Raw genomic sequence first — 24,408 nt, forward strand, 5'->3', positions numbered from 1 at the left:
CATGCAGCCGACTAACAAGGGTGTTACTATCCGGCTACCCGACACCCGCATAGAAAAATGATGACTTCACAGTCCCTGCGCATCGCCACCCGCAAGAGTCCCCTGGCCCTCTGGCAGGCCGAACACATACGCCATCGCCTCCAGCAACTGCACCCCCAGCTGAGGGTGGAGCTGGTGCCCATGAGCACCCGGGGTGACAAGATACTGGACACGCCGCTGGCCAAGGTCGGCGGCAAGGGGCTGTTCGTCAAGGAGCTGGAGACCGCCCTGCTGGAAGGCCGCGCCGATCTGGCGGTGCACTCCATGAAGGACGTGCCGGTGGACTTCCCTGACGGCCTGGGGCTGACGGTGATCTGCGCCGGCGAAGACCCGCGGGACGCCTTCGTCAGCCCCCGCTTCGCCAGCCTGGACGAACTGCCCCAGGGGGCCGTGGTGGGCACCTCCAGCCTGCGCCGCCAGTGTCAGCTGCGGGCCCGCCGGCCGGATCTGCAGGTGCGGGATCTGCGGGGCAACGTCAACACCCGGCTGGCCAAGCTGGACGCCGGCGAGTATGACGCCATCCTGCTGGCCGCCGCCGGCCTGCAGCGGCTGGGCATGGCGGAGCGCATCCGCCAGGCGCTGCCGGTGGAGACCAGCCTGCCGGCCAACGGCCAGGGGGTGCTGGCCATTGAGTGCCGGCTGGCGGACCGCCAGACCCTGGCCCTGCTGGCGCCCCTGGATGATGCCGACAGCCGGGATCGGGTGCTGGCGGAACGGGCCATGAACCGCGCCCTGCAGGGGGGCTGCCAGGTCCCCATCGGCGCCCACGCCGTGCTGGCGGGGGAGCAGCTCTGGTTGCGGGGCCTGGTGGGCAGCCCGGATGGCAGCCAGCTGCTGCAAGACGAGATCCGCGGCCCGCGCCAGCAGGCCGAGGCATTGGGCGAGACCCTGGCCCGCCGCCTGCTGGAAGCCGGCGCGGATCGTATCCTGGCCCAGGTGTACGGCGACCGATGACCCCCCTGGTGCTGCGCCCGCAACCCCAGGCCGATGCCCTGTGCCAGGCCCTGTCCCTGGCCGGCCATCACCCCGTCTGCTGCCCCCTGTTCGCCCTGACCCCGGGCCGCGAGCTGGTCCAGCTGCCCCAGGCCCTGGCCGAGGCGGCGCTGGTCATCGCCGTCAGCGCCCCGGCGGTGGAGCAGGCCGACGGCTGGCTCACAGCCCAGGGGCTGAGCTGGCCCACGACGCCGGCCCTGGCGGTGGGGCCCGCCACCGCGGCGGCCTGGCAGCAGGCGGGCATCCAGGCCCTGGCGCCGGCGCAGGCCGACAGCGAGGGGCTGCTGGCCTTGCCGGCCCTGCAACCCGAAGCGGTGGCCGGCCGGCCCGTGCTGATACTGCGGGGCGACAGCGGTCGCGAGTTCCTGGCCCAGCAGCTGACGGCCCGCGGTGCCCGGGTGCGCTACTGCGAATGCTACCGCCGGGAGACGCTGCCGCTGGATGGCGCTAGCCTCTGGCACAAGTGGCGCTCATCCGGGGTGGACAGTGTTATCATCACCAGCGGTGATCTGTTTAACCGCTTGAGCCAGCTGCTGCCCGGTGCGGCCCGCCCCTGGCTTGAGCAATTGACCTATTATGTGCCCAGCACCCGGATCGGCGACTGGCTGACCCGGGCCGGCATGCACCATATTCAGCTGACCCAGGGGGCCGCCACCGCCGCCATCCTGGCGGCGCTGCCAACGAGGACCCCATGATGACGGAAAAAGCGACTCCTCCCGAGACCGAGGCCCAGGTCGAGACCCAGGCGCAGGTCGCCCCCGCCGCGGCCGCCGCCCCGGATGCGCCGGCAACCCCGCCCAAGCCGGTGCACAGCGGTCGCGCCCTGGCGGCCCTGGCCCTGCTGCTGGCCTTAGGGACCGCCGCCGGCGTCTATGGTTACGGCCGCTGGTTCAGCGATCAGCAGAGCGCCCAGCTGCAACAGCTGCAGCTGCAACTCACCGAGCTCAAGGCCCAGCAGAGCCCGCTGCTCAGCCAACTCTCCCAGGCGGACGAGCGGCTGCGGGATCTGCAGCAGCAACTGCTCAAGGACAGCGACCGCCAGAACCAGCTGGAGCACCAGCTGCTGACCCTGAGCAGCCGCCGGCCCAACGACTGGCTGCTGGCGGAGGCCGACTACCTGGTGCGCATGGCCGGTCGCAAGCTGTGGCTGGAGCATGACGTCAACGCCGCCCTGCTGCTGCTGCACGAGGCCGATGGCCGCATCCGGGATCTCAACGACCCGGCCCTGCTGCCGGTGCGCAAGGCCTTCGCCGAAGACCAGGCCAGCCTGCAGGCCCTGCCCCAACCCGACAAGGAAGGGCTGGTGCTGCGCCTGGCGGCCCTCATCGACAACCTGGATCAGCTGCCGGTGAAGGGCATGGGCCACAAGGCCCCCGCCGCCAGTCAGGAGGGTGAGGTGAGCGAGTCCCTCACCGACTGGCGGGACAACCTGTACAAGAGCTGGCGCGGCTTTGCCGACAACTTCATCAGCATCCGCCGGCTGGACAGTGATAGCGAGGCCCTGCTGGCCCCGGATCAGCGCTGGTACCTGAAGGCCAACCTGCGCACCCAGCTGCTCAACGCCCAGCAGGCGGTCTACCGGGAGCAAAGCGCCGTCTACGAAGACAGCCTGCAGCGGGTCAGCCAGTGGCTGGAGCAGTATTTCGATGGCGACGACAGCGGCACCCAGTTCATGCAGTCCGAGCTGGAGAAGCTGCTGGCCGAGCCCCTGAGCCAGAAATACCCCGACAAGCTGGCCAGCCAGACCCAGCTGGAAGATCTGGTGCAGCAACGGCTGCAAACCCTGATGAACCGGTCCTGACAGGAGGCGCCATGTTTCGAATTCTGCTACTGCTGTTGCTGCTGGCGGTCGCCCTCTTCGCCGGTCCCCATCTGGCGGGCAACCAGGGCTATGTGCAGATCATCCTCGGCCACTACAGCGTGGAGATGACGGTGGTCAGCGCCGCCCTGGTGGCGGTGCTGGGCTACTTCGGCCTGCTGCTGCTGGAATACCTGATCACCCGGCTGTTCTCCCTGGGCAGCCGCACCCGCAACTGGTTCGGCCTGCGCCGCAGCCATAAGGCGGTACAGCGGACACGCAAGGGGCACCTGGCCCTGGCCACCGGCGACTACCGTCAGGCCGAGCGCCTGATGGCCGCCAGCGCCGCCGACAGCGAATTCCCGCTGCTCAACTACCTGGGGGCCGCCCGGGCGGCGGATGCCCAAGGGCGAGGCGAGGCCCGGGATCGCTACCTGCAGGAGGCCCTGGCCCATCCCGAAGGTTCCTTGGCCGGCGGCCTGCTGGCGGCCCGCCTGGCCCTGCGCAACCAACAGCCTGAGCTAGCGCTGGCCCAAATGACTCCGCTGTTGGCGGAGCATGCCAAGCATCCGCGGCTGCTGACCCTCTATCAGCGCGCCCTGCTGGCCGCGGGCCGCTGGCAGGAGCTGATCGATCTGCTGCCCCAGCTGCAGAAGCTCAAGCTGCTGACCCCGGAGGCCGTGAGTCAGCTGCAACAGCAGGCCTACCCGGCCCGCTTCGCCGAGCTGGCCGAACAAGGCAGCCAGCCCTTGCTGGACTACTGGCAAGGCCTGGCCAAGCCCCTGCGCCAGCAGGTGGCGCTGCGGGCCGCCTGCTGCCGGCAGCTCATCCGGCTGCAGGCCCACGACGCGGCGGAAACCCTGCTGCGAGAAGGGCTCAAGCAAAGCCGCGAGCCGGCCCTTCTGGCCCTGTGTGGCCAGCTGCAGCTGACGGACTACCAGCCCCTGCTGACCCTGCTGCAGCAATATGGCCCGGATCAGGACAACGAGGCGGCCCTGCTCTCCGCCCAGGGTCAGATCTGCTTCCACCAGCAGCACTATCCCCAGGCCCTGCAACTGCTGGAGAAGGCGGTGACCCTGGCCCCCAACCCACGGGACTACCAGCTGCTGGGCCAGCTGATGGAGCGCCAGCGGCTGTTCGAGAAGGCCAACCACTACTACCTGGCCGGTCTGCAACTGACCGCCTGATCCCCCCCGGCCACGCCCTGGGCGTGGCCGCCTCACCCACCAGCACCAGTTAAGTGCAAAGCACTATTTTAGCGCGCACTGACCACCCCTAACTCACGCCATCTTCAGCCAACGCAGACCAAAATAGCGCAACGCCATTCCATTGCAAATCATGTGGTTATAGCGCAAAGCCCCAAATCAGTTCGGATTTCTCGCCATTTTGGCACGACTTTTGTTTCATCGACCGCCTATTGCACTGGATTTGCGCACCAATGGTGCACAAAGACGCGCGAGTGGTGCAAACGGCACTCCTGCCCGGTGACACGAGATCGCTTCGACATAAATGGAGGTTATTTGTGGTAGAGACCAACAGCGCGGTGGCCAGCCTGGTGACCGGCGGCAACACCTTGTTCGTATTGCTCGGCGCCATCATGGTGCTGGCGATGCACGCCGGCTTTGCCTTCCTGGAACTGGGCACGGTACGGGCCAAGAACCAGGTCAATGCCCTGGTGAAGATACTCACCGACTTCGGGGTCTCCACCCTGGCCTACTTCTTCGTCGGCTATCAGCTGGCCTATGGCGAAAACTTCCTCGGCAGCGCCCAGAGCCTGATGGCCGACAACGGCTACGCCCTGGTGAAGTTCTTCTTCCTGCTGACCTTCGCCGCCGCCATCCCGGCCATCGTCAGCGGCGGCATCGCCGAGCGGGCCCGCTTCTACCCCATGCTGATCTGCTCCGCCCTGATGGTGGGCCTGGTCTATCCCCTGTTTGAGGGCATCGCCTGGAACGGCCACTTCGGCCTGCAGGCCTGGCTGGAGGCCCACTACGGCGCCGCCTTCCACGACTTCGCCGGCTCCGTGGTGGTGCATGCGGTGGGCGGCTGGATCGGTCTCGTGGCCCTGCTGCTGCTGGGCACCCGCCGCGGTCGGGTGCGCAACGGCCAGGTGCTCAGCTTTGCCCCGTCCAACATCCCCATGCTGGCCCTGGGCAGCTGGATCCTGATCGTCGGCTGGTTCGGCTTCAACGTCATGTCCGCCCAGAAGCTGGACGGCATCAGCGGTCTCGTCGCGGTGAACTCCCTGATGGCCATGGTGGGCGGTACCCTGGTGGCCCTGCTGATGGGCAGAAATGACCCCGGCTTCATCCACAACGGCCCCCTGGCCGGCCTAGTGGCCGTGTGTGCCGGTTCCGATCTGATGCACCCGGTGGGCGCCCTGGTGGTGGGTGGCGTGGCCGCCGCCATCTTCATCCTGGTGTTCACCTGGCTGCAGCGTAAACCCAAGCTGGACGACGTGCTGGGGGTCTGGCCGCTGCACGGCCTGTGTGGCGCCTGGGGCGGCATCGCCGCCGGTCTCTTCGGCAGCGAAGCCTGGGGCGGCCTGGGCGGTGTCAGCCTGATGAGCCAGCTCATCGGCACCCTGCTGGGGGTGAGCATCGCCGTGGTGGGCGCCTTCATCGTCTACGGCCTGATGGCCAAGCTGGTGGGCATCCGCCTGACCCAGGAAGAGGAACACCGGGGGGCGGATCTGGCCATCCACAAGATCAGCGCCACCGCCGGCGAGGTGCAGATCTGACGCACAGCTCTAAGTGACTTACAGATGAACAAGGCGCCTGGTTAGGCGCCTTTCTTATTGGCTCACGGCACCATAGGCCGCCTGGATCAGCGCGTCCAGCGGCCAGGCCTTGGCGGGGTTGAACAGGCCGGCACCCAGCGCCTGGGGCAAGGGGGCGGGTCGGTTCAGCTGTTCGAGAATGGCCAGCAGGCTGCGCCGGTTGGCCCGCAGCCAGCAATCCTCGGCGCACCACTCGCCGTCGTTGAGCTGCCGCCCATCCAGGGTCAATGGGTCGTACTGCCAGGTCTCGCCAGGCCGATAGTGGCCCGCAAGCCGCAGCAGGCCGCCTTGGGTGTGCAACTCCAGCGTCTGATAGAGGCCCGGCGCCTCCGCCGGCCCGCAATAGAGCGACGCGGGCACGCCACCCAGGGTGGCGGACAGGGCATGGGGCGAGTGCACGGCGGTGAGCTTCGGCTCCCCCAGCCGATGGGCCAAAAAGGAGAGCGGGTGGCTCGCCACCTCCAGCCACCACTGGGCCGGGGTGAAGGTGAGCGGCAACCGGTAGTGGCAGGCCAGGCTGACCCGCTGGACGGGCCCCAGGGTCGGCAGGATTTGCGCCAGCAGGCGGGCCGAGTCGAGAAAGGCAAAGGCGTAGTTGACCCAGACCGGCTGGCGCCCCGCGGGCAGGGCCGCCGGCGAGCCGGTGAGCCCCAGCAGGGGCTTCTCGCAGATCACCGGGTAGTCGCCAAGCCGGGCCAGCCAGTCGCCATGGCTGACGGCCGGGGTGGCCAGGCTCACCACATCGGGGGCCAGCTCGGCGATCTCCTCGACCCGGGTCAGGGCATGGGGGATGCCCTGCTCCCGGGCGATGTGCGCCACCGACTCGCCGGGGCGGCCCAGCAGCCCCACCACCTCGATGCCGGCCTGGCGGTAGGCCCCTAGATGCACCAGTCCCCAGTTGCCGCCGATGAGCAGGGCCCGGCGCATCATGCCGGCACCCGCGCCAGCACGGCGATGAAGCGCGCCCCTTCGTCACCGGCCAGGGCGGCATGAGCCATGCCCGGCGACAGCAGGTGCCTGTCCCCCGGCTGCAAGCGGAACGACGCCAGCTGGCCGCCGGCATCTTGCACCGACACCGTCAGGCTCCCCTCCAGCAGGTAGTAGATCTCCTCGCTGTCCGTGTGCCGGTGCCAGCCGATGCTGGCCCCCGGCGGCAAGCGGCTGTCGATCACTCCGTCGAGGGTCGAGCGCAGACACCCCTCCGCCGCCAGTCCCTGCTCGCAGGCCACCCAGATGCAGGGGTTCTCCCCCCGCCCCTGCTGCCAGCCGTCGGCGGCCGGATTGCCATGGGCGGGGCGATAGCAGACATGGGGCAGATCCTGCGCCCGGGTCACGGGCCCCACCTCGCCGGCCGGCCTTGGCCGGTCGTGGAATGCCGCGGCGTCGAGCCAGTGGATATCCGGCTCAGGGCACATCGTAACCCAGGGCCGCCTTGCGGATGCGGAACCACTGCTGGCGATCCAACTGCAGACCATCAGCCTGCAGGGCGCTGGCGATCCGCTCCCGCCGACCGGAGCCTATGATGGGCAGCGGCTGGCTGGGCAGCCGCATCACCCAGGCGTACACCACCTGTTCCAGGGTCTGGGCCCCCACCTCCTGACGCACCCGCTCCAGCTCTTCGCGCAGGTGATGGCAGCTGTGATCGGTCAGCAGGCGACCGCCCCCCAGGCAGGACCAGGCCATGGGCCGGATGTGCAACTGCTGCAGCTGATCCAATGTGCCGTCCAGGGTGGGTTCCTGGTGCAGCGGCGAGATCTCCACCTGGTTGGTCACCAGGGGGAAGGGCAGCCGGGATTGCAGCAGGGCGAACTGACCGGGAGTGAAGTTGGAGACCCCGGCATGGCGGATCTTGCCCGCCTGGCGCAGGGCGATGAAGGCCTCGGCCACCTCGTCGGCGTCCATCAAGGGGTCGGGTCTGTGGATCAGCAACAGGTCCAGGTAATCAGTGCCCAGGCGCTGCAAGGAGCGCTCGGCGCTGGCAATGATGTGCTCCCGGCTGGTGATGTAGTGGTTAAGCTGGTGGGCCGGATCCGCTGTCAGGGCGATGCCGCACTTGCTGACGATCTCCAGGCGCTGACGCAGTTCGGGAGCGAGCCTGAGCCCCTCACCGAAGGCCACCTCGCACTGGTAGCCGCCGTAGATATCGGCGTGATCCACCGTGGTGATACCCAAATCCAGATGAAAGTGCAGCAGATCCCGCCGCTGGGCCGGGTTCAGCCCCCACTCCATCAGGCGCCAGTAGCCCATGATGAAACGGGAAAACTCGGGCCCTTCCGGGTGCAACTTGATACGTGATACGGACATGGTGTGCTCCTCGCAGTATGAGGCCTCATCTTGGCCAAGGCCCCTGAGTCAGGCAATAATAGCGGCTCACAAGATTCGCACTTTGGTACGACCCCTCAGGATTACGAAATGAAAGGTTTTGCCGAGCGGCTGCAACAATTGATGGGCGAGGAGAGCGTCAGCGCCTTCGCCCGCAAGGTCGGCCTCTCCGAGTCCCTGATCCGCAAATACCTCAAGGGCGCCGAGCCGGGCTTTGCCAAGGCCAACCAGATCGCACTCAGGGCCAACTGCTCCCTGGAATGGCTGGCCACCGGTTGTGGCTACCTCTACCGCCGGGCCGAGGTGGTGGACCGGGAGGCCCTGGAGGCCGCCGACCGCCTCACCGCCGAGCACCTGGGGCGTGCACCGCTCTGGCAGGGGGCGGATCTCACCACCCTGCTGGCCTACTACCAGTTTCTGCGCAGCCACAAGAAGGAGGACGGCTTCTTCGATCTGGCCCTGGCCCGCCAGTTTGGCAAGCACCTGGACGAGGCCTGACTGGCCAAGCGTCCCCCGGCTGGTTAAGGTAGGCCCCCACGAACACAGGAAGACAACGCATCATGTCCCATATCGACAAACTGGCCCTGCTGCAGGTGCAGGACAACCGCCTGCTGATGGTCCGCAGCCAGGGTAAAACCCTGTTCTACCTGCCCGGCGGCAAGCGCGAGGCCGGCGAGAGCGACACCCAGGCCCTGTGCCGGGAGATAGCCGAGGAGCTGGCGGTGACCCTGGAGCCCGACTCCCTGCAGCATCAGGTCACCCTGAGCGCCCAGGCAGACGGCAAGCCCGCCGGCACCCTGGTGCGCCTCACCTGCTATGCCGGCCACTATGCCGGCACGCCGCAACCGGCCGCCGAGATCGCCGAGCTGGCCTGGCTGGGACTGGCCGACCGGGCCCGCTGCTCCGCCGCCGCCCTGCTGGTGCTGGACTGGCTGGCGCAGCAGGGCCTGCTGCGCTGAGCCATCCTCAGCAACACAGATGAGAATGGTTTTTGACAAGCCGACCGGCGGGACACTACCTTCAACCCGAGGTGAGTCGTCCTCCCTGCCGGTGGGTGCCGGCAGGCCATCGCCCGTCGGAGGATCCCATGCGTCTGCTGTCCCTCGCCCTGGCGGCCGCCCTGTTGCTGGCCTGCCGCCCCGGTCTGGCCGCCGGCCAGACCGTCCGCTACCTCATCGATAACCAGCCCTTCGAGGGCTACTACCAGGCCCCCCATCCCCACGCCCCCTTGCTGGTGCTGGTGCATGACTGGGACGGCCTCACCGACTACGAACGGCAACGGGCCGACATGCTGGCTCAGCTGGGTTACCGGGTGTTCGCCCTGGATCTGTTCGGTGAAGGCATACGCCCCACCGCCGAGGCCGACAAGCGCCGTCTCACCGGCGCCCTGTATGCCGACCGCACCCTGTTGCGCCACCGTCTGCAGGCCGGCGTCGCGGCAGCCGAGGCCCAGGGCGACAGTCCGACACCCCGGGTGTTGCTGGGCTACTGCTTCGGCGGCGCCGCCGTGCTGGAGGCCGCCCGCAGCGGCCTGCCGGCCCAAGGCTTTGTCAGCTTCCACGGGGGGCTCGCCACCCCGCCCGGACAGGATTACCGCCAGACCCGCGGCAGCGTGCTGGTGTTCCACGGCTCGGCAGACGACGCCGTGCCGCTGACCGACTTTGCCGAGCTGGCGAGCCGGCTGGAGCAGGCCGGCGTGCCCCACGAGATGACGACCTACAGCGGCGCGCCCCACGCCTTCAGCGTGTTCGGCTCCCCCCGCTACCACGCCGAGGCAGACAGAAAATCCTGGCAACGCTTCACCGCCTACCTGCAAGAAACCCTGCCGCTGAGCGCCGTGCGATGAGGTGCCCCCTGCGCCTCCATCCCCCGACTCCCCCTCCCCGGTGCTAGTGCCGGGCGAGCCCAGGCGCTAGAGTGGCGGTAACGCCAACCGGGCCAGCAAGGGCCCGCGAGTAGGCTCACACGTAGGAGAGTGCCATGGTGCCTTTGGGTCATTATCTGGATGAGACGGGACAATCCTGTTTCCGGGTGTTTGCGCCGGATGCGGCGCAACTGGATCTGCTGCTGGAAGGGAACGACCAGCCCCTGCCGATGGAGAAGCACGCCAACGGCTACTGGACCCTGCGCCTGCCGCAACTGGCCGAGGGTAGCCGCTACCGCTACCGGGTCAACGGCACCCCCTACCCGGATCCGGCCTCCCGGGCCCAACCCGACGGGGTGCACGGCCCCTCGGCGGTGACCTATCCCCCCAGCGTGGAACGCAGCGGCTGGACCGGCATCGCCATCGACGACGCCATCATCTATGAACTGCACCTGGGCACCTTCACCCCCGAGGGCACCCTGGCCGCCGCCACGGACAAGCTGCCGCACCTCAAAGACCTGGGCATCACCGTCATCGAACTGCTGCCCGTCGCCGCCTTCCCCGGCCAGCGCAACTGGGGCTACGACGGCACCTACCAGTTCGCCCTGCAGTCCAGCTACGGCAGCTACGGCGATCTCAAGACCTTCATCGAGACGGCCCACGGCCTGGGCATGGCGGTGATCCTGGACGTGGTCTACAACCACTTCGGCCCGGAGGGCAACTACAGCGCCGCCTTCGCCCCCTACACCAAGGCCGCCGACACCCCCTGGGGCGACGCCATCAACTTCGACCGCGGCCACAGCGAGGGCATCCGCGCCTTCTACCTGGCCAACACCCGCTACTGGTTGCAGGAGATCGGCTTCGACGGCTTCCGCATGGATGCCGTCTCCCTGATCTTCGACGACTCACCGCGCCATATCCTCAAGGAAATCACGGATCTGGCCCGGGAGATCGGTCAGGCGGAGCAGCGCCAGGTGCTGATGATCGCCGAACACCTGCGCAACGAAACCCAGGTCACCGCCGCTGACGGCCTGGGCTATCACAGCCAGTGGAACGACGATCTCAACTACGCCCTGTTCGCCTACCTCACCGGCGAGCAAGGCAAGAACTACTCCAACTTCGGCAGCTTCGCCGACATCGAGAAGGCGCTGCGGGACAGCTTCGTGCTGGACGGCACCCGCTGGCACCAGTTCTACAACCGGCTGTACGGCACCGACGGCCGGAGCACAGCCGCCACCGAGCACGTGATGCACATCCAGGATCACGATCAGGTGGGCAACCGGCTGCACGGCGACCGCATGATCGCCAGCTACGGCGCCGACAAGGCCCTGCTAGCCATCACCGCCGTGCTGGCCAGCCCCTATGTACCCATGCTGTTCATGGGCGAGGAGTACGGCGAGACCGCCCCCTTCCTGTTCTTTGAGGACTTTGGCGATGCCCACCTCATCGAGGCGGTGCGCCGCGGGCGCAAGGAAGAGTTCGCCTTCGGCGGCGCCGAGCCGCGGGATGCCCACGATCCATCGGCCTTCCTCGACTCCAAGCTGGACTGGTCACGGCTGGCCGGTGCCGAAGGCCAGCGCATCCTGCACTACTACCGTCAGCTGCTGGCGCTCAAACGCAGCGGCGAGCTGGGGCCGCGGGACAAGGCCCGCTGCCGCATCCAGGCCGACGAGGAACGGCGCCTGCTGCTCATCGAGACCGACAGCCTGCAGACCTGGCTCAACTTTGCCGACCGGGCCCGCCCCCTGCCGGCCGACGCCCGAGGCCGCCTGATCCTGAGCAGCCAGCCCCTGGCCAGCCCCGCCACCCTGCCGCCCTTTGCCGCCGCCCTCTATCGGCGCTAACCCGAGCTTATCTTGCTGCGCCGGCGGCCTAAACCAGGCTCAACCGGCGCTTTTTTTTGCCCACGCCCTCAGCTATCCGCTTGATTTTTAGCGGCTTGCCCACGAATGAACGCCGCGACGGCCCTTGGAAGATTCTGCTGAAAATATAGACAAAATCGCCATGTTCTCCGGCTGTGACTCCTGTCACTACCCCATAAGAGTCCAACCGCCATCCTGTGTGTCGATGAAAGCGCTTGCAGCGACCTTCACCGGGCCCGGCCCGCTTGCCAGGGGAGCCTGTTGTCCCCCACCCCATGAGACAACCAGGGAGTCAAATACCATGCGATGCAAACCCAGCATACTGGCGTGCCTGCTGGCCGCCACCTTCGGCCTCAGCGCCACCGCCCAGGCCATGACAGTCGGCTTCTCCCAGATAGGATCCGAGAGCGGCTGGCGCACCTCGGAAACCGAGTCCATCAAGGCCGAGGCTCAGCAGCGCGGCATCGAGCTGAAGTTCTCCGATGCCCAGCAGAAGCAGGAGAACCAGATCAAGGCCCTGCGCTCCTTCATCGCCCAGGGGGTAGACGCCATCCTGCTGGCGCCCGTGGTGGAAACCGGTTGGGATCAGGTGCTCAAGGAAGCCAAGGACGCGGGTATCCCGGTGGTGCTGGTGGATCGCGGGGTCAAGGTGAAGGATGAGAGCCTCTATCTGACCAAGGTGGCCTCGGACTTCGTGGAAGAGGGCCGTCTGGCGGGTAGCTGGCTGGCCGCCGAGACCAGCGGCAAGTGCGATCTGGTGGAACTGCAGGGCACCGTCGGCTCCAGCGCCGCCATCGACCGCAAGACCGGCTTCGGCCAGGTGATGGATCTGTTCCCCCGCATGCATATTCTGCGCTCCCAGAGCGGTGACTTCACCCGCGCCGGCGGCAAGATGGTGATGGAGAGCTTCCTCAAGGCCGAGAACGGCGGCAAGGGGCTGTGCGCCGTCTACGCCCACAACGATGACATGGCCCTGGGTGCCATCCAGGCCATCAAGGAGGCCGGCCTCAAGCCGGGCAAGGATCTGAAGGTGATCTCCATCGACGCCGTGCCGGACATCTTCAAGGCCATGGCCGAAGGCGAGACCAACGCCACCATAGAGCTCTCCCCCAACCTGGGCGGCCCGGCCTTCGATGCCATCGACGCCGCCAAGGCCGGCAAGGAGGTGCCCAAGTGGATCAAGGTGCAGGGTCCGCTCTACCTGCCTGACACCGCCGCCGCCGAGTACCAGCGCCGCAGCAAGTAAGCCTCAGGCGCCCGGCTTGCCGGGCGCCCCTGCTGACCAGGAGGTCTCCATGCCCCCATCCGCCCTGCTTTCGCTGCGCGACATCGCCATCTCCTTTGGCGACTTCAAGGCGCTGCAGGCCATCCAGGCCGACTTTCACGCCGGTGAGATCCATGCCCTGCTCGGGGAGAATGGCGCCGGTAAATCCACCCTGATCAAGGTCATCACCGGGGTCTACCAGCCCGATGAGGGCCAGCTGTTTCTCGACGGCCAGGCTTACCGGGCCGGCGGCTCCGCCGAAGCCCAGGCCCTGGGCATCAGCACCGTCTACCAGGAGGTGAACCTGATCCCCACCCTGACGGTGGCGCAGAACCTCTCGTTGGGTCGTCAGCCCACCCGCTTCGGCCTGGTGCGCTGGGGCGCCGCCCAGCGGCAGGCCCGGGCCCTGCTCTCCCGCCTGGAGCTGGAGATCGACGTCAACCGCCCCCTGGGCTCCTATTCCATCGCCATCCAGCAACTGGTGGCCATCGCCCGGGCCCTGGCCCTGGATGCCAAGGTGCTGATCCTCGACGAACCCACCGCCAGCCTGGACGGCCATGAGGTGGAAGTGCTGTTCGACCTGCTGCGCCAGCTGCGCGCCCAGGGCATGGCCATCGTCTTCGTCACCCACTTTCTCGATCAGGTGTATGCCCTGTGCGACCGCATTACCGTGCTGCGCAACGGCCGCCTGGTCACCTCTGCGCCCATCGCCGAACTGCCCCGCCTCAAGCTGGTGGAGCAGATGCTGGGCCGGCAACTGGCCCCCAGCGACAGCCAGCCCCAGGACGCCGCCCGGCAGAGCGACAAGCAGCAACACCCCCTGCTGCTGGAGGTAGATCGCCTGGGGCGCAAGCGCATGCTGGAACCCCTCAGCTTCAGCCTGCGCCAGGGGGAAACCCTGGGGCTGGCCGGCCTGCTGGGCTCGGGTCGCACCGAGACGGTCAAGCTGCTGTTTGGCGCCGAGCGGGCGGACAGCGGCCAGCTGCGCCTCGCCGGCGCCCCCTGCACCATCCACAACCCGCGCCAGGCCATCCGCCAGGGGCTGGGTTTCTGCCCTGAGGATCGCAAGCGCGAGGGGCTGGTGCTGGAGCTGTCGGTGCGGGAGAACCTGATCCTGGCGCTGCAGGCCAAGCGCGGCTGGCGCAGGCCGATCCCCGAGGCCCAGCAGCAACAGCTGGCCGACGAGATGATCCGGGCCCTGGGCATCGCCACCCCGGATGCCGAGAAGCCGGTGGGGCAGCTCAGCGGCGGCAACCAGCAGAAGGTGATCCTGGGTCGCTGGCTCATCGCCCAGCCCAGGCTGCTGATCCTGGACGAGCCCACCCGGGGCATAGACGTGGGGGCCCACGCCGAGATCGTCGCCCTGATCCGCCGGCTGTGTGCCGAGGGCATGTCCCTGCTGGTGGTCTCCTCCGAACTGGATGAGGTGGTGGTGTTCAGCGACCGCATCATGGTGATGCGGGACCGCTTCAAGGCCGCCGAGTTGACCGCTCCCCTGCACCCCAACGACATCATCAAGGCCATCGCATCATGACCCTACCCCTCTCTCTCTCCCAGGCGCCCCAGCGACGCCGGGGCACCGGCGGCGGGACGCGCCAGCAGTGGTTGCTGCCGGTCACCGCCCTGGCCCTGATCTTCCTGGTCAACGCCCTGCTCTCCCCCAGCTTCTTCTCCTTGGGGGTGGTGGAGGGCCACCTGTACGGCAGCCTGGTGGACATACTGCACCGGGGCGCGCCCCTGGCGCTGCTGGCCATCGGCATGTCCATCGTCATCGGCACCGGCGGCATCGACCTGTCGGTGGGGGCCATCATCGCCATCTGCGGCAGCGTGATGGCGGTGCTGATCCAGCAGGATGTCTCCCCCCTGCTCACCACCCTGCTGACCCTGGGGGCCGGCCTGCTGTGCGGCCTGTGGAACGGTCTGCTGGTAGCGGTGCTGCGCATCCAGCCCATCGTCGCGACCCTGATCCTGATGGTGGCGGGCCGGGGCATCGCCCAGATGATCACCGGCGGCCAGATCGTCACCTTCCACAGTGAGGTGTTCGGCCAGCTGGGCAGCGGTTACCTCGTCATGCTGCCCATGCGGGTGATACTCACCGCCCTGGTGCTGGGGCTGCTCATCGCCCTGGTGCGCCGCTCGGCCCTCGGGCTCTTCATCGAGGCGGTGGGGGGCAACGCCGAGGCCAGCCGGCTGGCGGGCATCGACAGCCGGGGCATCCTCATCGGTGCCTACCTCATCTCCGGCCTGTGCTCCGCCTTCGCCGGCATGATCATCGCCGCCGACATCAGCGGCGCCGATGCCAACAACGCCGGGCTGTGGATGGAGATGGACGCCATCCTGGCGGTGGTGATCGGCGGTGCCTCGTTGGCAGGGGGCCGTTTCTATCTGGGACTGACCCTGCTGGGCACCCTGGTGATCCAGAGCCTGACCACCTCCATCCTGGTGAGCGGCCTGCCCGCCCAGTACAACCTGCTGGTGAAGGCCCTGGTCATACTGGTGTTCCTGCTGATCCAGTCCCGCCCGGTGAAGCAGCGGCTGCTGGGCTGGCTGCAGCGCCGCCGCCCGTCCCCCAGCGACAAGTCATAAGGAGGCCGACATGAAAAATGAACGCTGGATCCCCGTGCTGGCCACCCTGCTGGTACTGCTGCTGCTGTACGCCTTTGGTGTCAGCCAGTACCGCAACTTCGCCTCCACCCTGGTGCTGGGCAACCTGCTGACCGACAACGCCTTCGTCATCATCGCCGGGGTGGGCATGACGCTGGTGATCCTCTCCGGCGGTATCGATCTGTCGGTGGGCTCCATGATCGCCTTCACCGGCGTACTCATCGCCCTGCTGGTGGGCCAGGCCGGCTGGCATCCCCTGGCGGCCATCGGCTTCGCCCTGCTGCTGGGCACCTGCATCGGCGCCATCATGGGCTACCTGATCGACGCCTTCGAGCTGCAGCCCTTCATCGTCACCCTGGCCTTGATGTTCCTGCTGCGGGGGCTGGCCTTCCTGCTGAGCCTGGAGTCGGTGCCCATCGATCACCCCTTCGTGGAGCAATTCGCCAACTTCCGCATCCCTTTGCCGGGCCGCGGCTGGCTCACCGCCTCCGCCCTGGTGATGCTGGTGGTGCTGCTGGCGGGCATGGTGCTGGCCCACTACACCCGCTTCGGCACCAACGTCTACGCCGTGGGGGGTGACAAGGGCTCCGCCGCCCTGCTGGGGGTGTCGGTGCGCGGCACGCTAGTAGGCGTCTACGCCTGTTCCGGCTTTACCAGCGCCCTGGCGGGGGTCATCTACACCCTCTACACCGCCTCGGGCTACCCGCTGGCCACCGTCGGGGTGGAGCTGGACGTGATCGCCGCCGTGGTGATCGGCGGCACCCTGCTCACCGGCGGGGTGGGCTTCATCTTCGGCACCCTACTGGGGGGCTTGATCCAGGGGGTCATCCAGACGCTGATTGCCTTCGACGGCAGCCTCAACAGCTGGTGGACCAAGATCGTCATCGGCCTGCTGCTGTTCATCTTCATCGTGCTGCAACGGCTGCTGAGCCGCTCCTTCGGCTCCATGCTGAAGGCCGCCTAGTGGCCCCTCAGCCTGGTCCGCTACAGGCTGGGCAAGGCCTCCCCCAGCAGGTAGTCCACCAGCAGGCGCAGGCGCAGCACCTGGGGGGCCCTGTCCCGGTAGAGCAGGTAGCAGGGCCTGGGCTGGCCCTGCCAGGGGGCCATCACGGGCACCACCTCGCCGCTGGCCAGCCAGGGGGCCATCAGGGAGCGGGACACCAGCCCCACCCCCAGACCAGACGCCACCGCCTGGGCGACGGTGGCCAGATCGTCCACCGCCAGCCGCACATTCTCCCCCGGCCGATACTCCAGCCGCTCCCCCGTCTCGGGCTGCCACAGGCGCCAGCGGGTCACCGGCTTGCCCACCACCAGCGGCACAGTCCCGAGCTGTTCCGGCGCCTGCAGGCTCGCCACCGCCGGGCTGTCATGCCGGGCAAACAGGCCCATGGGGATCTGCCCCAGGGGGCGGGCGATCCATTCGGCGATCTGCGGCTCCCCCACCCGGATGGCCAGATCCACCCCCTGGTCGCTGAGATCTATGTTGCTGTTGGAGAGGGTCAGGTCCACCTGGATATGGGGGTAGCGCAGCAGGAAGCGACCGAGGGCCGGCCCCAGCCAGGCTTGGGCCAGGTTGATGGGCGCCGCCACCCGGATGGGCCCCCGCGGCAGCTGGCGCTCGTCATCCAGTTCGCCGGAGATGGTGTTGAGCTCGGCAAACAGCGGGTCGCAGCGCGCCAGGTAGCGGCTGCCGGTGTCCGTGAGGCTGAGTCGATGGGCGTTGCGGTGCAGCAGCCGTAGCCCCAGCTGCTGCTCCAGCCGGGCCAGCCGGCGGCTCAGGGTGGAAACCGGCATGGCCAGCTGCGTCGCGGCGGCGGTTAGGCTGCCCTGGTGGGCCACCACCCAGAACAGCCGCAGATCGTCCAGGGAGTAGGGAGTTTTCATTTATGGAACCTCATGTCCCGTTTTTGCCCGTTTAATCCATTTATGGAAGCAATACACTGGAGCTCATCCCCTAGCAAGCCCCGGAGGCTCCATGAACCGCGCATCCCCCACCCTGCCGATCCTGCTGCTGCTGATCTGCGTCTTCTCCTGGGGCAGCGTCTTCCCCATCGCCAAACAGGTGCTGCTGGAGATGAGCGACCTGGCCCTGGCCATCTGGCGCTTCGTCATCGCCATCGTCTGCCTGGGCGCCTACCTGGGGCTGCGCCGTCTGAGCTGGCCCCGCCTGGCCCTCTGGCAATACGCCGTGGTGCTGCTGATCGGCGCCCTGGGGATCGGCGGCTTCAACCTGGCGCTGTTCGGCGGTCTGCGGCAGACCTCCGCCACCAACGGCGCCCTCATCATGGCCCTGAGCCCCCTCACCACCTCCCTGATCTCCAGCCTGCTGGGCAGCCACCGCCTGAGCCGGGTGCAATGGCTGGGCATGGTGCTGGGGCTGGCCGGGGTGCTGCTGGTGATCACCCAGGGCCACCCGGCCCAGCTGCTGCGGCTGCAGATCAACCACGGCGACCTGCTGGTGCTGCTGGCCATGCTCACCTGGTGCGGCTATACCCTGGCCTCCCAGGCGGTGGGCCGCTGGCTGCCCAGCCTGCCCCTGACCCTGCTCAGCATGCTGGCGGGGCTGGGCGCCCTGCTGCTCACCGGCCTGCTGCTGCCGGGCAGCCACCCCTGGCAGGGGCTGGGCCAGCTCTCCGGCGGCGCCCTCTTGGGGGTCTTCTACATAGGCCTGCTCTCCACCGTGCTGGGCTACCTGTTCTGGCTGCAGGGCATCCAGGCCCTGGGCGCCCCCAAGGCCTCCCTCTACTACAACCTGGTACCCGTGTTTGCCGCCCTGGTGGCCCTGGCCTTGGGTCAGCCCTTGAGTCAGATCCAGTTGGTAGGCATGCTGGTGGTGTTGCTGGGGCTCACCGCCCCCCTCTGGCTGCCCCGCTTGCGGCTGCCCCTGTTATCCTGACTTGCCCAAGGAGACGTCATGACCTACCCCATCGAAGCCCGCTGCCAGTGCGGCCAGGTCCACTACCGACTGCTGGCCGCCCCCCTCAAGGTGATGGCCTGCCACTGCCAGGCCTGCCAGACCCTCTCCTCCGCCCCCTTCAGCGTCACCGCCCTGGTGCGGGCCGAGGACATAGAGATCGAGGGCGAGCTGGCCCGCTGCCAGCGGGTGTCGGACAGCGGCAACCTCAACCTGGGCTTCTTCTGCCCCGGCTGCGGCGTGCGCATCTACCATCTGAACCCCCAGCAGCCGGAGATCATCAAGCTCAAGCTCAAGCCGGTGGGCCCGGCCGCCGCCCTGTTCGCCCCCCAGGCCCATATCTGGATCAGCGAAAAGCTGCCCTGGGTCAGTCTGCCGGACGGCGTGCCCTGCTTCGAGCGGCAGGCCCAATAGTCCCCGCCGGCCTGCACCGGTCGAACAAAGCAAAACGGCGCCAAAAGGCGCCGTTAGTCTATGGTTGCCGATCTATCCCGACCGGCGACATCGTCTTATTCCAGCAAACTGCGCAGCATCCAGGCGGTCTTCTCATGCAGCTGAATGCGCTGGGTCAGCAGATCGGCGGTGGCCTCGTCCTGGGCGCCGTCCACCAGGGGGAACAGGGAGCGGGCGGTGCGTACCACAGCCTCCTGACCGGCCACCAGGTTGGCGATCATCTGCTGGGCCTTGGGGGCATCAGTGTCTTCGGGGATCACCGTCAGGCGGGCAAACGCCTGGTAGGTGCCCGGCGCCTTGGCCCCCAGGGAGCGGATGCGCTCGGCCACGGCATCCACCGCCAGGGCCAGCTCGTTGTACTGGGTCTCGAACATCAGGTGCAGGCTGTTGAACATGGGCCCGGTGACGTTCCAGTGGTAGTAGTGGGTCTTCAGATAGAGGGTGTAGGTGTCGGCCAACAGGCGGGAAAGCCCCTCGGCGATGGCCAGGCGCTCGCTTTCCGGGATACCGATATCGATGGGTTGCGTAGTCATGGGATGTCCTCCTGGTTGAGTCTTAAAGCCACAGCAAATGTGCTGCCATTGAGATGAGCTTAGCCCCCACGTTTAATCCGGGAAAGTGAGAATAACCTATCGTTCAATCGGTATTTTCGATTGCTTGACCAGCCACTCCCGCAGCAGGCCCAGGAAGCGATCCCGGGGTCTGTGGCTGCGGGCGTGCCGCTTGCTGATGGCCACCACCCCCAGGCTGTAGTGATGCTGTTCCGGCAGCAGGGCCCGCAGCTGGCCGGCTGCCACCAGGGGCGCGGCATAGTGATCCGGCAGGAAGCCGATGTAGCCGCCGGAGAGCAATAACGCGGTGCGGCTCTCGTAGTAGTAGGCCTTGCCGAGGCGCTGGAAGCCCGCCAGCTGGCGGCTGATCTCCGGGTGCACCTGTAGCTCGGCGTGGGCCAGGCGGCAGCCGGGCAGGGCGGCAGCCAGCGCCGCCTCGTCGGCCTCGACAAACAGGGGGTGAGCGGCGCCGCAGTAGAGGTAGCAGAACTCCTCGTACAGCGGCAGGTAGTCCAGCCCCGCCAGCTCCCGGTGAAAGGGGATGATGCCGAGGTGGATCTCCTCGGCCAGCACCCGCCGCTCGATTTCCCCCATGGCTTCAATGTCCAGCGCCAGCCGTACCTGGGGCGCCTGCTGGACGAACTCCTGCATCACGGGCACCAGGGGGCAGCGGGGATCCAGCACCAGGGCGTCGCTGGTGAGGATGCGCAGCTCGCCCCCCAGTTGGACATGCAGGGCGTTCAGGCTGCTGCGAAAATCCTCCAGCTGCTCCAACAGCCGGTTCACCGCCTGATAGACCTGCTGTCCCTCTTCGCTGAGCACGAAACCGCTGCGGCCCCGCTGGCAGAGCTTGAGCCCCAGCCGCGACTCCAGGTTGGCCATGTGGATGCTGATGGTGGAGCGGCTGACGTTGAGCTCGGTCTCGGCGGCGGCGAAGCCGCCACACTCCACCACCGTCTTGAAGATCTTCAGCAGGCGCAGATCGAAATCGGCGATCTGGGCTATGGTGGGCGCCTTGGCCATAGGTTGAGCCTTATCAAACTATGTATTGATACGCCGTAATCTATCATACAAAAAACCACGGCTACCATGGCCTCAATACGCTACCCCTGTCGAGGTGATGATGACTGCTTCCCCCTATGCTGCCCTGCTGCGCCAACAGGCCTATATCGATGGTCGTTGGCTGGACGGCGCCGAAACCTTCGCAGTGACCAACCCTGCCACCGGCACCTGTATCGCCCAGGTGCCGGACCTGGGCGCCGCCGACACCCAGGCGGCCATCGCTGCTGCCGAAGCCGCCCTGCCGGCCTGGCGCGCCCTGCCCGCCAAGCAACGCAGTGCCGTGCTGCGCCGCTGGTACGAACTCATCCTGGCCAATGCCGATGGCCTGGCGGCCCTGATGACCGCCGAGCAGGGCAAGCCCCTGGCGGAAGCCAAGGGCGAGGTGGGCTACGGCGCCAGCTTCGTGGAGTGGTTCGCCGAGGAGGCCAAGCGGGTCTACGGTGACACCATCCCCGCCCCCAGCGGTGACAAGCGGCTGCTGACCATCAAGCAACCCATCGGTGTGGTGGCGGCCATCACCCCCTGGAACTTCCCGGTGGCCATGATCACCCGCAAGGTGGCCCCGGCCCTGGCTGCCGGCTGCACAGTAGTGCTCAAGCCCTCCGACGAGACCCCCCTGTGCGCCCTGGCCCTCACCGCCTTGGCCGAACAGGCCGGTCTGCCTGCCGGGGTACTCAACGTCATCACCAGCCGTCAGGCCGCCGCCGTGGGCCAGGTGCTCACCGACAGCCCAGTGGTGCGCAAGCTGACCTTCACCGGCAGCACCGGCGTCGGCAAGCGCCTGATGGCCCAGTGCGCCGGGACCGTCAAGAAGCTCTCCCTGGAGCTGGGTGGCAACGCCCCCTTCATCGTGTTTGACGACGCGGATCTGGACCTGGCCATCCAGGGCATACTGCTGGCCAAGTTCCGCAACGCCGGTCAGACCTGCATCTGCGCCAACCGCCTGCTGGTGCAAGAAGGCATACTGCCGGAGTTTGCCCGTCGGCTGGCCGACGCCATGGCCGCCTTCAATGTGGCCGACGGCGCCAGTGGCAACAGCCAGATCGGCCCCCTCATCAACGCCGCGGCGGTGAGCAAGGTGCAGTCCCTGGTGGACGACGCCCTGGCCGCCGGCGCCCAGTGCCAGTTCCGCCACCCGCAACTGCCCGAGGCCGGCCACTTCAGCACCCCCACCCTGCTGACCGGCGTGACCCCGCAGATGCGCATCGCCAAGGAGGAGATCTTCGGCCCGGTGGCCAGCATCCTGGCCTTCAAGGACGAGGCCGAGGCCATCGCCCTGGCCAATGACACCCAGTCGGGCCTGGCCGCCTACCTCTACACCCGGGATCTGGGTTGCCTGTTCCGGGTGGCCGAGGCCCTGGAGTACGGCATGGTGGGCATCAATGACAGCGCCATCTCCAACGAGGTGGGGCCCTTCGGCGGCGTCAAGGAGTCCGGTCTCGGCCGGGAAGGCTCCAAGTACGGTATCGACGAGTTTCTTGAGGTGAAATACCTCTGCCTGGGCGGCCTCTAAGCCGCCTATTTCAAAGAATTAAAGGTTTATCAAGGAGTTGAAAATGAGCAACGCACAATGGCAAGCCCGTAAGGAAAAGGTGTTCGCCCGTGGGCTGGCCAGCATGGCCCCGGTGTTTGTAGAGAAGGCGAAGAACGCCGAGCTGTGGGATCTGGACGGTAAGCGCTACATCGACTTCGCCGCCGGCATCGCCGTGGTCAACACCGGCCACCTGCATCCCAAGGTACAGGCCGCCGTGGCTGCCCAGATCGAGCAGTTCAGCCACACCTGCCTCACCGTCACCCCCTATACCCAGGCGGTAGAGTTGGCCGAAGGCCTGGTGGCCCGCGCCCCCTTCGCCGGCCCGGCCAAGGTCACCTTCGGTAACTCAGGTGCCGAAGCGGTGGAAAACGCCATCAAGATCGCCCGCGCCCACACCGGCCGCCCCGGCATCATCGCCTTCAACGGCGGCTTCCACGGTCGGACCAACCTGACCATGGGCCTCACCGGCAAGGTGAACCCCTACAAGGTGGGCTTCGGTCCCTTCCCCAGCGAGATCTACCACCTGCCCTACCCCAACGAATACCTGGGGGTGAGCGAGGAGTCCGCCCTGACCGCCCTGGACGAGTTGTTCCATTGCGACATCGAGGCCTCCCGGGTGGCTGCCATCATCATAGAGCCCATCCAGGGGGAAGGCGGCTTCTACCCGGCGCCCGCCAGCTTCCTCAAGGCGCTGCGTGCCATCTGCGATCAACACGGCATCGTCTTCATCTGTGACGAAATCCAGTCCGGCTTCGCCCGTACCGGCACCTTCTTCGCGGTGGAAAAGAGCGGTGTCGAACCGGACATCATCACCATGGCCAAGGGGCTGGGCGGCGGTTTCCCCATCTCCGGCGTACTGGGTCGCGCCGAGATCATGGATGCCGCCGTCCCCGGCGGGCTGGGCGGCACCTATGTGGCCTCGCCCATCGGCTGTGCCGCCGGTCTGGCGGTGCTCAAGGTGATCGAAGAAGAACAGCTGTGCCAGAAGGCCAGCCAGCTGGGTGACACCATTCAGGCACGGCTCAAGGCCCTGCAGGCCCGCTTCCCGGCCCTGATCGGCCAGGTGCGTGGTGTGGGCGCCATGGTGGCCATGGAGCTGATCGACGGTGGTGACCATGCCAAGGCCAACCCAACCCTGACCAAGGCGCTGGTACAGCAAGGCATGGAGGCCGGCATCATACTGCTCTCCTGCGGGGTGCGCGGTAACGTCATCCGTCTGCTGCCGGCCCTGACCATGGAACCCGCCATTCTGGACGAAGGCCTGGGCAAGCTCGAAGCCCTGTTCGCCAAGCTGGCCGGCTAACCCGACCTCATACATGACAAAACCGGCGCCTTGGGCGCCGGTTTTTGTTTGAGGCACTGTCACCGGTGTCAGCCTGTGAGAGGGCAAGCCGACACCGGCAACAGTGCAAACGGGGTGACTCAGGCCGTTTGTTGCAGTCGCTCCAGCCGGCGGAACAGCCGCATCAGGCGATCGCGGCAGCCGGGCTTGTTGCACTGGCCACAGCACAGACGCTGCAGCTCCTCCAGCGGCCGCCAGGTGTAGTCCCGGCAGGCGTGCTGCCAGTCGGCGTCCAGATCAGGGTCCGCGGCGGCGGTCAGCAGTTCCCGGCATCCGCGCTCATACAAGGTGAAGGCCTGCTCCTCGGCCAGCAGTGCCTGCTGACGCAGGTCTTCCAAGAAGCGCTCTATGCCCTCATCGGGGCGCCCCTGACCCAGGCGAACACGCCAGCCACGGGGCGCGATGCGGGATGCGGTAGATGTCATGTCCATCAGGGCCTAGCCTCCTTGGTATTAGATGATAATCATTTTTATTTGATAATCATTCTCAATGCAAGCGCTATTTTCCTAGTCTCACGCCTGTCTCCCTAAGCGGTTAAACCCTAGGCCAATACATTGATGTATTCACCGTAACTTTGAGCCTATGGCTCAGCAGGAAACCTCAGCAGCAGATGGCCACGGTCACGACGAGGCAGAAACGCTGGAGGCCAGAGTTGGAAAGCGTGAAAACAAAAAGCCCTTAAGCTGTAATAGCTTAAGGGCTCTGTTCAGTGGCGGAGTGGACGGGACTCGAACCCGCGACCCCCGGCGTGACAGGCCGGTATTCTAACCGACTGAACTACCACTCCGCATGTCTTGCTGCGCTTCATTGGAGAACGGGTCTTGCTCTCCGCGCTAATTGGGTGCCTGGCGGTGTCCTACTCTCACATGGCGAATGCCACACTACCATCGGCGCTACAGCGTTTCACTTCTGTGTTCGGCATGGGAACAGGTGGGTCCACTGCGCTATTGCCGCCAAGCAAAATCATAATCTGAAAAGCTGAAATTCGTTCTAAGGCTACCGCTACAAGGTCTAAGACCCCTTGGGT

At 67.0% G+C, this 24,408-nt stretch carries 24 protein-coding genes, 1 tRNA gene and 1 rRNA gene; 17 read left to right on the forward strand and 9 right to left on the reverse strand.

What is annotated here, in order from left to right:
• Positions 1-60 precede the first annotated feature (60 nt).
• From hemC to ABHF91_RS16700, 5 genes are all read left to right on the forward strand, one after another.
• Positions 61-993 (forward strand): hydroxymethylbilane synthase, encoded by a 933-nt coding sequence (gene hemC / locus ABHF91_RS16680; RefSeq protein ID WP_409421355.1) that lies wholly within the window; start codon positions 61-63, stop codon positions 991-993.
• A complete protein-coding gene (locus ABHF91_RS16685) occupies positions 990-1,727 on the forward strand; it encodes a uroporphyrinogen-III synthase (RefSeq protein ID WP_409421356.1) in 738 nt (245 codons plus the stop codon). The genes hemC and ABHF91_RS16685 overlap by 4 nt, the downstream gene beginning before the upstream one ends.
• On the forward strand, positions 1,724-2,833 hold the full coding sequence (locus ABHF91_RS16690; RefSeq protein ID WP_409421357.1) for a uroporphyrinogen-III C-methyltransferase: 1,110 nt from the start codon (positions 1,724-1,726) through the stop codon (positions 2,831-2,833). Before ABHF91_RS16685 ends, ABHF91_RS16690 begins: the two co-directional genes overlap by 4 nt.
• 11 nt (positions 2,834-2,844) lie before the next feature.
• Positions 2,845-4,017, forward strand: a complete 1,173-nt coding sequence (locus tag ABHF91_RS16695; protein ID WP_409421358.1) for a heme biosynthesis HemY N-terminal domain-containing protein — start codon at positions 2,845-2,847, stop codon at positions 4,015-4,017.
• A gap of 335 nt (positions 4,018-4,352) precedes the next feature.
• On the forward strand, positions 4,353-5,570 hold the full coding sequence (locus ABHF91_RS16700) for an ammonium transporter (protein ID WP_409421359.1): 1,218 nt from the start codon (positions 4,353-4,355) through the stop codon (positions 5,568-5,570).
• A 54-nt stretch (positions 5,571-5,624) separates the two neighbouring features.
• Here ABHF91_RS16700 and ABHF91_RS16705 read toward each other — a convergent pair whose 3' ends face one another.
• The 3 genes from ABHF91_RS16705 to ABHF91_RS16715 form a co-directional block, all read right to left on the reverse strand.
• Positions 5,625-6,539, reverse strand: a complete 915-nt coding sequence (locus ABHF91_RS16705) for a Gfo/Idh/MocA family oxidoreductase (protein WP_409421360.1) — start codon at positions 6,537-6,539, stop codon at positions 5,625-5,627.
• A complete protein-coding gene (locus ABHF91_RS16710; RefSeq protein WP_409421361.1) occupies positions 6,536-6,943 on the reverse strand; it encodes a cupin domain-containing protein in 408 nt (135 codons plus the stop codon). The genes ABHF91_RS16705 and ABHF91_RS16710 overlap by 4 nt, the downstream gene beginning before the upstream one ends.
• 70 nt (positions 6,944-7,013) lie before the next feature.
• Positions 7,014-7,913: an aldo/keto reductase family oxidoreductase gene (locus ABHF91_RS16715; RefSeq protein WP_409421362.1), complete on the reverse strand. Its 900-nt coding sequence runs from the start codon at positions 7,911-7,913 to the stop codon at positions 7,014-7,016.
• A gap of 108 nt (positions 7,914-8,021) precedes the next feature.
• On the opposite strand from ABHF91_RS16715, the gene ABHF91_RS16720 reads away from it, so the two are divergent.
• The 8 genes from ABHF91_RS16720 to yjfF all read left to right on the forward strand — a co-directional run bounded on the left by ABHF91_RS16720 (position 8,022) and on the right by yjfF (position 16,489).
• Complete coding sequence (locus ABHF91_RS16720; RefSeq protein ID WP_409421363.1) at positions 8,022-8,429, forward strand: helix-turn-helix domain-containing protein; 408 nt, start codon at positions 8,022-8,024, stop codon at positions 8,427-8,429.
• A 62-nt stretch (positions 8,430-8,491) separates the two neighbouring features.
• A complete protein-coding gene (locus ABHF91_RS16725) occupies positions 8,492-8,890 on the forward strand; it encodes an NUDIX hydrolase (RefSeq protein WP_409421364.1) in 399 nt (132 codons plus the stop codon).
• Positions 8,891-9,018: 128 nt separating this feature from the next.
• Entirely contained in the window at positions 9,019-9,777 is a 759-nt protein-coding gene (locus ABHF91_RS16730) for a dienelactone hydrolase family protein (RefSeq protein WP_409421365.1), read from the forward strand.
• Between the two features lie 134 nt (positions 9,778-9,911).
• Positions 9,912-11,639 carry a malto-oligosyltrehalose trehalohydrolase gene (treZ, locus tag ABHF91_RS16735; RefSeq protein WP_409421366.1) on the forward strand — a complete coding sequence of 576 codons (1,728 nt, stop codon included), beginning with the start codon at positions 9,912-9,914 and terminating at the stop codon, positions 11,637-11,639.
• Positions 11,640-11,958: 319 nt separating this feature from the next.
• On the forward strand, positions 11,959-12,903 hold the full coding sequence (locus ABHF91_RS16740) for an ABC transporter substrate-binding protein (RefSeq protein ID WP_409421367.1): 945 nt from the start codon (positions 11,959-11,961) through the stop codon (positions 12,901-12,903).
• A 49-nt stretch (positions 12,904-12,952) separates the two neighbouring features.
• On the forward strand, positions 12,953-14,455 hold the full coding sequence (locus tag ABHF91_RS16745; protein WP_409421368.1) for a sugar ABC transporter ATP-binding protein: 1,503 nt from the start codon (positions 12,953-12,955) through the stop codon (positions 14,453-14,455).
• A complete protein-coding gene (locus ABHF91_RS16750; RefSeq protein ID WP_409421369.1) occupies positions 14,452-15,507 on the forward strand; it encodes an ABC transporter permease in 1,056 nt (351 codons plus the stop codon). The genes ABHF91_RS16745 and ABHF91_RS16750 overlap by 4 nt, the downstream gene beginning before the upstream one ends.
• 10 nt (positions 15,508-15,517) lie before the next feature.
• A complete protein-coding gene (yjfF, locus tag ABHF91_RS16755) occupies positions 15,518-16,489 on the forward strand; it encodes a galactofuranose ABC transporter, permease protein YjfF (protein WP_409421370.1) in 972 nt (323 codons plus the stop codon).
• 20 nt (positions 16,490-16,509) lie between these two features.
• Here yjfF and ABHF91_RS16760 read toward each other — a convergent pair whose 3' ends face one another.
• Positions 16,510-17,409, reverse strand: coding sequence for a LysR family transcriptional regulator (locus ABHF91_RS16760; RefSeq protein ID WP_409421371.1), 900 nt, complete (start codon positions 17,407-17,409; stop codon positions 16,510-16,512).
• A gap of 91 nt (positions 17,410-17,500) precedes the next feature.
• Here ABHF91_RS16760 and ABHF91_RS16765 point away from each other — a divergent pair, with 91 nt between their 5' ends.
• Together ABHF91_RS16765 and ABHF91_RS16770 are read left to right on the forward strand one after the other, a co-directional pair.
• Positions 17,501-18,421 carry a DMT family transporter gene (locus ABHF91_RS16765; protein ID WP_409421372.1) on the forward strand — a complete coding sequence of 307 codons (921 nt, stop codon included), beginning with the start codon at positions 17,501-17,503 and terminating at the stop codon, positions 18,419-18,421.
• A gap of 18 nt (positions 18,422-18,439) precedes the next feature.
• On the forward strand, positions 18,440-18,853 hold the full coding sequence (locus ABHF91_RS16770) for a GFA family protein (protein WP_409421373.1): 414 nt from the start codon (positions 18,440-18,442) through the stop codon (positions 18,851-18,853).
• 95 nt (positions 18,854-18,948) lie between these two features.
• Here ABHF91_RS16770 and ABHF91_RS16775 read toward each other — a convergent pair whose 3' ends face one another.
• Positions 18,949-19,425, reverse strand: a complete 477-nt coding sequence (locus ABHF91_RS16775; protein WP_409421374.1) for a Dps family protein — start codon at positions 19,423-19,425, stop codon at positions 18,949-18,951.
• A gap of 96 nt (positions 19,426-19,521) precedes the next feature.
• The gene (locus tag ABHF91_RS16780; RefSeq protein ID WP_409421375.1) at positions 19,522-20,466 is read right to left on the reverse strand and encodes a LysR family transcriptional regulator; all 945 of its coding nucleotides are present in this window, start codon (positions 20,464-20,466) and stop codon (positions 19,522-19,524) included.
• 97 nt (positions 20,467-20,563) lie between these two features.
• Here ABHF91_RS16780 and ABHF91_RS16785 point away from each other — a divergent pair, with 97 nt between their 5' ends.
• Together ABHF91_RS16785 and gabT are read left to right on the forward strand one after the other, a co-directional pair.
• Positions 20,564-22,018, forward strand: coding sequence for an NAD-dependent succinate-semialdehyde dehydrogenase (locus ABHF91_RS16785; RefSeq protein WP_409421376.1), 1,455 nt, complete (start codon positions 20,564-20,566; stop codon positions 22,016-22,018).
• A 43-nt stretch (positions 22,019-22,061) separates the two neighbouring features.
• A complete protein-coding gene (gabT, locus tag ABHF91_RS16790; protein WP_409421377.1) occupies positions 22,062-23,342 on the forward strand; it encodes a 4-aminobutyrate--2-oxoglutarate transaminase in 1,281 nt (426 codons plus the stop codon).
• 119 nt (positions 23,343-23,461) lie between these two features.
• Here the strand turns inward: gabT and ABHF91_RS16795 are convergent, their stop codons facing one another.
• From ABHF91_RS16795 to rrf, 3 genes are all read right to left on the reverse strand, one after another.
• The gene (locus ABHF91_RS16795) at positions 23,462-23,812 is read right to left on the reverse strand and encodes a hypothetical protein (protein WP_409421378.1); all 351 of its coding nucleotides are present in this window, start codon (positions 23,810-23,812) and stop codon (positions 23,462-23,464) included.
• Positions 23,813-24,091: 279 nt separating this feature from the next.
• Positions 24,092-24,168, reverse strand: a tRNA-Asp gene (locus ABHF91_RS16800).
• Between the two features lie 56 nt (positions 24,169-24,224).
• Positions 24,225-24,339, reverse strand: a 5S ribosomal RNA gene (gene rrf, locus ABHF91_RS16805).
• Between the last annotated feature and the right edge of the window lie 69 nt (positions 24,340-24,408).

The organism is Pseudaeromonas aegiceratis (genome assembly GCF_046254905.1).
In the GTDB taxonomy this organism is placed as follows: domain Bacteria; phylum Pseudomonadota; class Gammaproteobacteria; order Enterobacterales; family Aeromonadaceae; genus Pseudaeromonas; species Pseudaeromonas aegiceratis.

What these genes read in the sequence shown, in the direction of transcription:
- ABHF91_RS16745 (WP_409421368.1), top strand. Translation starts at nt 12,953, where the DNA reads ATGCCCCCATCCGCCCTGCTTTCGCTGCGCGACATCGCCATCTCCTTT.
- treZ (WP_409421366.1), top strand. Translation starts at nt 9,912, where the DNA reads ATGGTGCCTTTGGGTCATTATCTGGATGAGACGGGACAATCCTGTTTC.
- ABHF91_RS16760 (WP_409421371.1), bottom strand. Translation starts at nt 17,409, where the DNA reads ATGAAAACTCCCTACTCCCTGGACGATCTGCGGCTGTTCTGGGTGGTG.
- hemC (WP_409421355.1), top strand. Translation starts at nt 61, where the DNA reads ATGACTTCACAGTCCCTGCGCATCGCCACCCGCAAGAGTCCCCTGGCC.
- ABHF91_RS16725 (WP_409421364.1), top strand. Translation starts at nt 8,492, where the DNA reads ATGTCCCATATCGACAAACTGGCCCTGCTGCAGGTGCAGGACAACCGC.
- ABHF91_RS16705 (WP_409421360.1), bottom strand. Translation starts at nt 6,539, where the DNA reads ATGATGCGCCGGGCCCTGCTCATCGGCGGCAACTGGGGACTGGTGCAT.
- ABHF91_RS16770 (WP_409421373.1), top strand. Translation starts at nt 18,440, where the DNA reads ATGACCTACCCCATCGAAGCCCGCTGCCAGTGCGGCCAGGTCCACTAC.
- ABHF91_RS16785 (WP_409421376.1), top strand. Translation starts at nt 20,564, where the DNA reads ATGATGACTGCTTCCCCCTATGCTGCCCTGCTGCGCCAACAGGCCTAT.
- gabT (WP_409421377.1), top strand. Translation starts at nt 22,062, where the DNA reads ATGAGCAACGCACAATGGCAAGCCCGTAAGGAAAAGGTGTTCGCCCGT.
- ABHF91_RS16720 (WP_409421363.1), top strand. Translation starts at nt 8,022, where the DNA reads ATGAAAGGTTTTGCCGAGCGGCTGCAACAATTGATGGGCGAGGAGAGC.
- ABHF91_RS16685 (WP_409421356.1), top strand. Translation starts at nt 990, where the DNA reads ATGACCCCCCTGGTGCTGCGCCCGCAACCCCAGGCCGATGCCCTGTGC.
- ABHF91_RS16750 (WP_409421369.1), top strand. Translation starts at nt 14,452, where the DNA reads ATGACCCTACCCCTCTCTCTCTCCCAGGCGCCCCAGCGACGCCGGGGC.
- ABHF91_RS16730 (WP_409421365.1), top strand. Translation starts at nt 9,019, where the DNA reads ATGCGTCTGCTGTCCCTCGCCCTGGCGGCCGCCCTGTTGCTGGCCTGC.
- ABHF91_RS16775 (WP_409421374.1), bottom strand. Translation starts at nt 19,425, where the DNA reads ATGACTACGCAACCCATCGATATCGGTATCCCGGAAAGCGAGCGCCTG.
- ABHF91_RS16740 (WP_409421367.1), top strand. Translation starts at nt 11,959, where the DNA reads ATGCGATGCAAACCCAGCATACTGGCGTGCCTGCTGGCCGCCACCTTC.
- ABHF91_RS16780 (WP_409421375.1), bottom strand. Translation starts at nt 20,466, where the DNA reads ATGGCCAAGGCGCCCACCATAGCCCAGATCGCCGATTTCGATCTGCGC.
- ABHF91_RS16715 (WP_409421362.1), bottom strand. Translation starts at nt 7,913, where the DNA reads ATGTCCGTATCACGTATCAAGTTGCACCCGGAAGGGCCCGAGTTTTCC.
- ABHF91_RS16795 (WP_409421378.1), bottom strand. Translation starts at nt 23,812, where the DNA reads ATGGACATGACATCTACCGCATCCCGCATCGCGCCCCGTGGCTGGCGT.
- ABHF91_RS16690 (WP_409421357.1), top strand. Translation starts at nt 1,724, where the DNA reads ATGATGACGGAAAAAGCGACTCCTCCCGAGACCGAGGCCCAGGTCGAG.
- ABHF91_RS16765 (WP_409421372.1), top strand. Translation starts at nt 17,501, where the DNA reads ATGAACCGCGCATCCCCCACCCTGCCGATCCTGCTGCTGCTGATCTGC.
- ABHF91_RS16695 (WP_409421358.1), top strand. Translation starts at nt 2,845, where the DNA reads ATGTTTCGAATTCTGCTACTGCTGTTGCTGCTGGCGGTCGCCCTCTTC.
- yjfF (WP_409421370.1), top strand. Translation starts at nt 15,518, where the DNA reads ATGAAAAATGAACGCTGGATCCCCGTGCTGGCCACCCTGCTGGTACTG.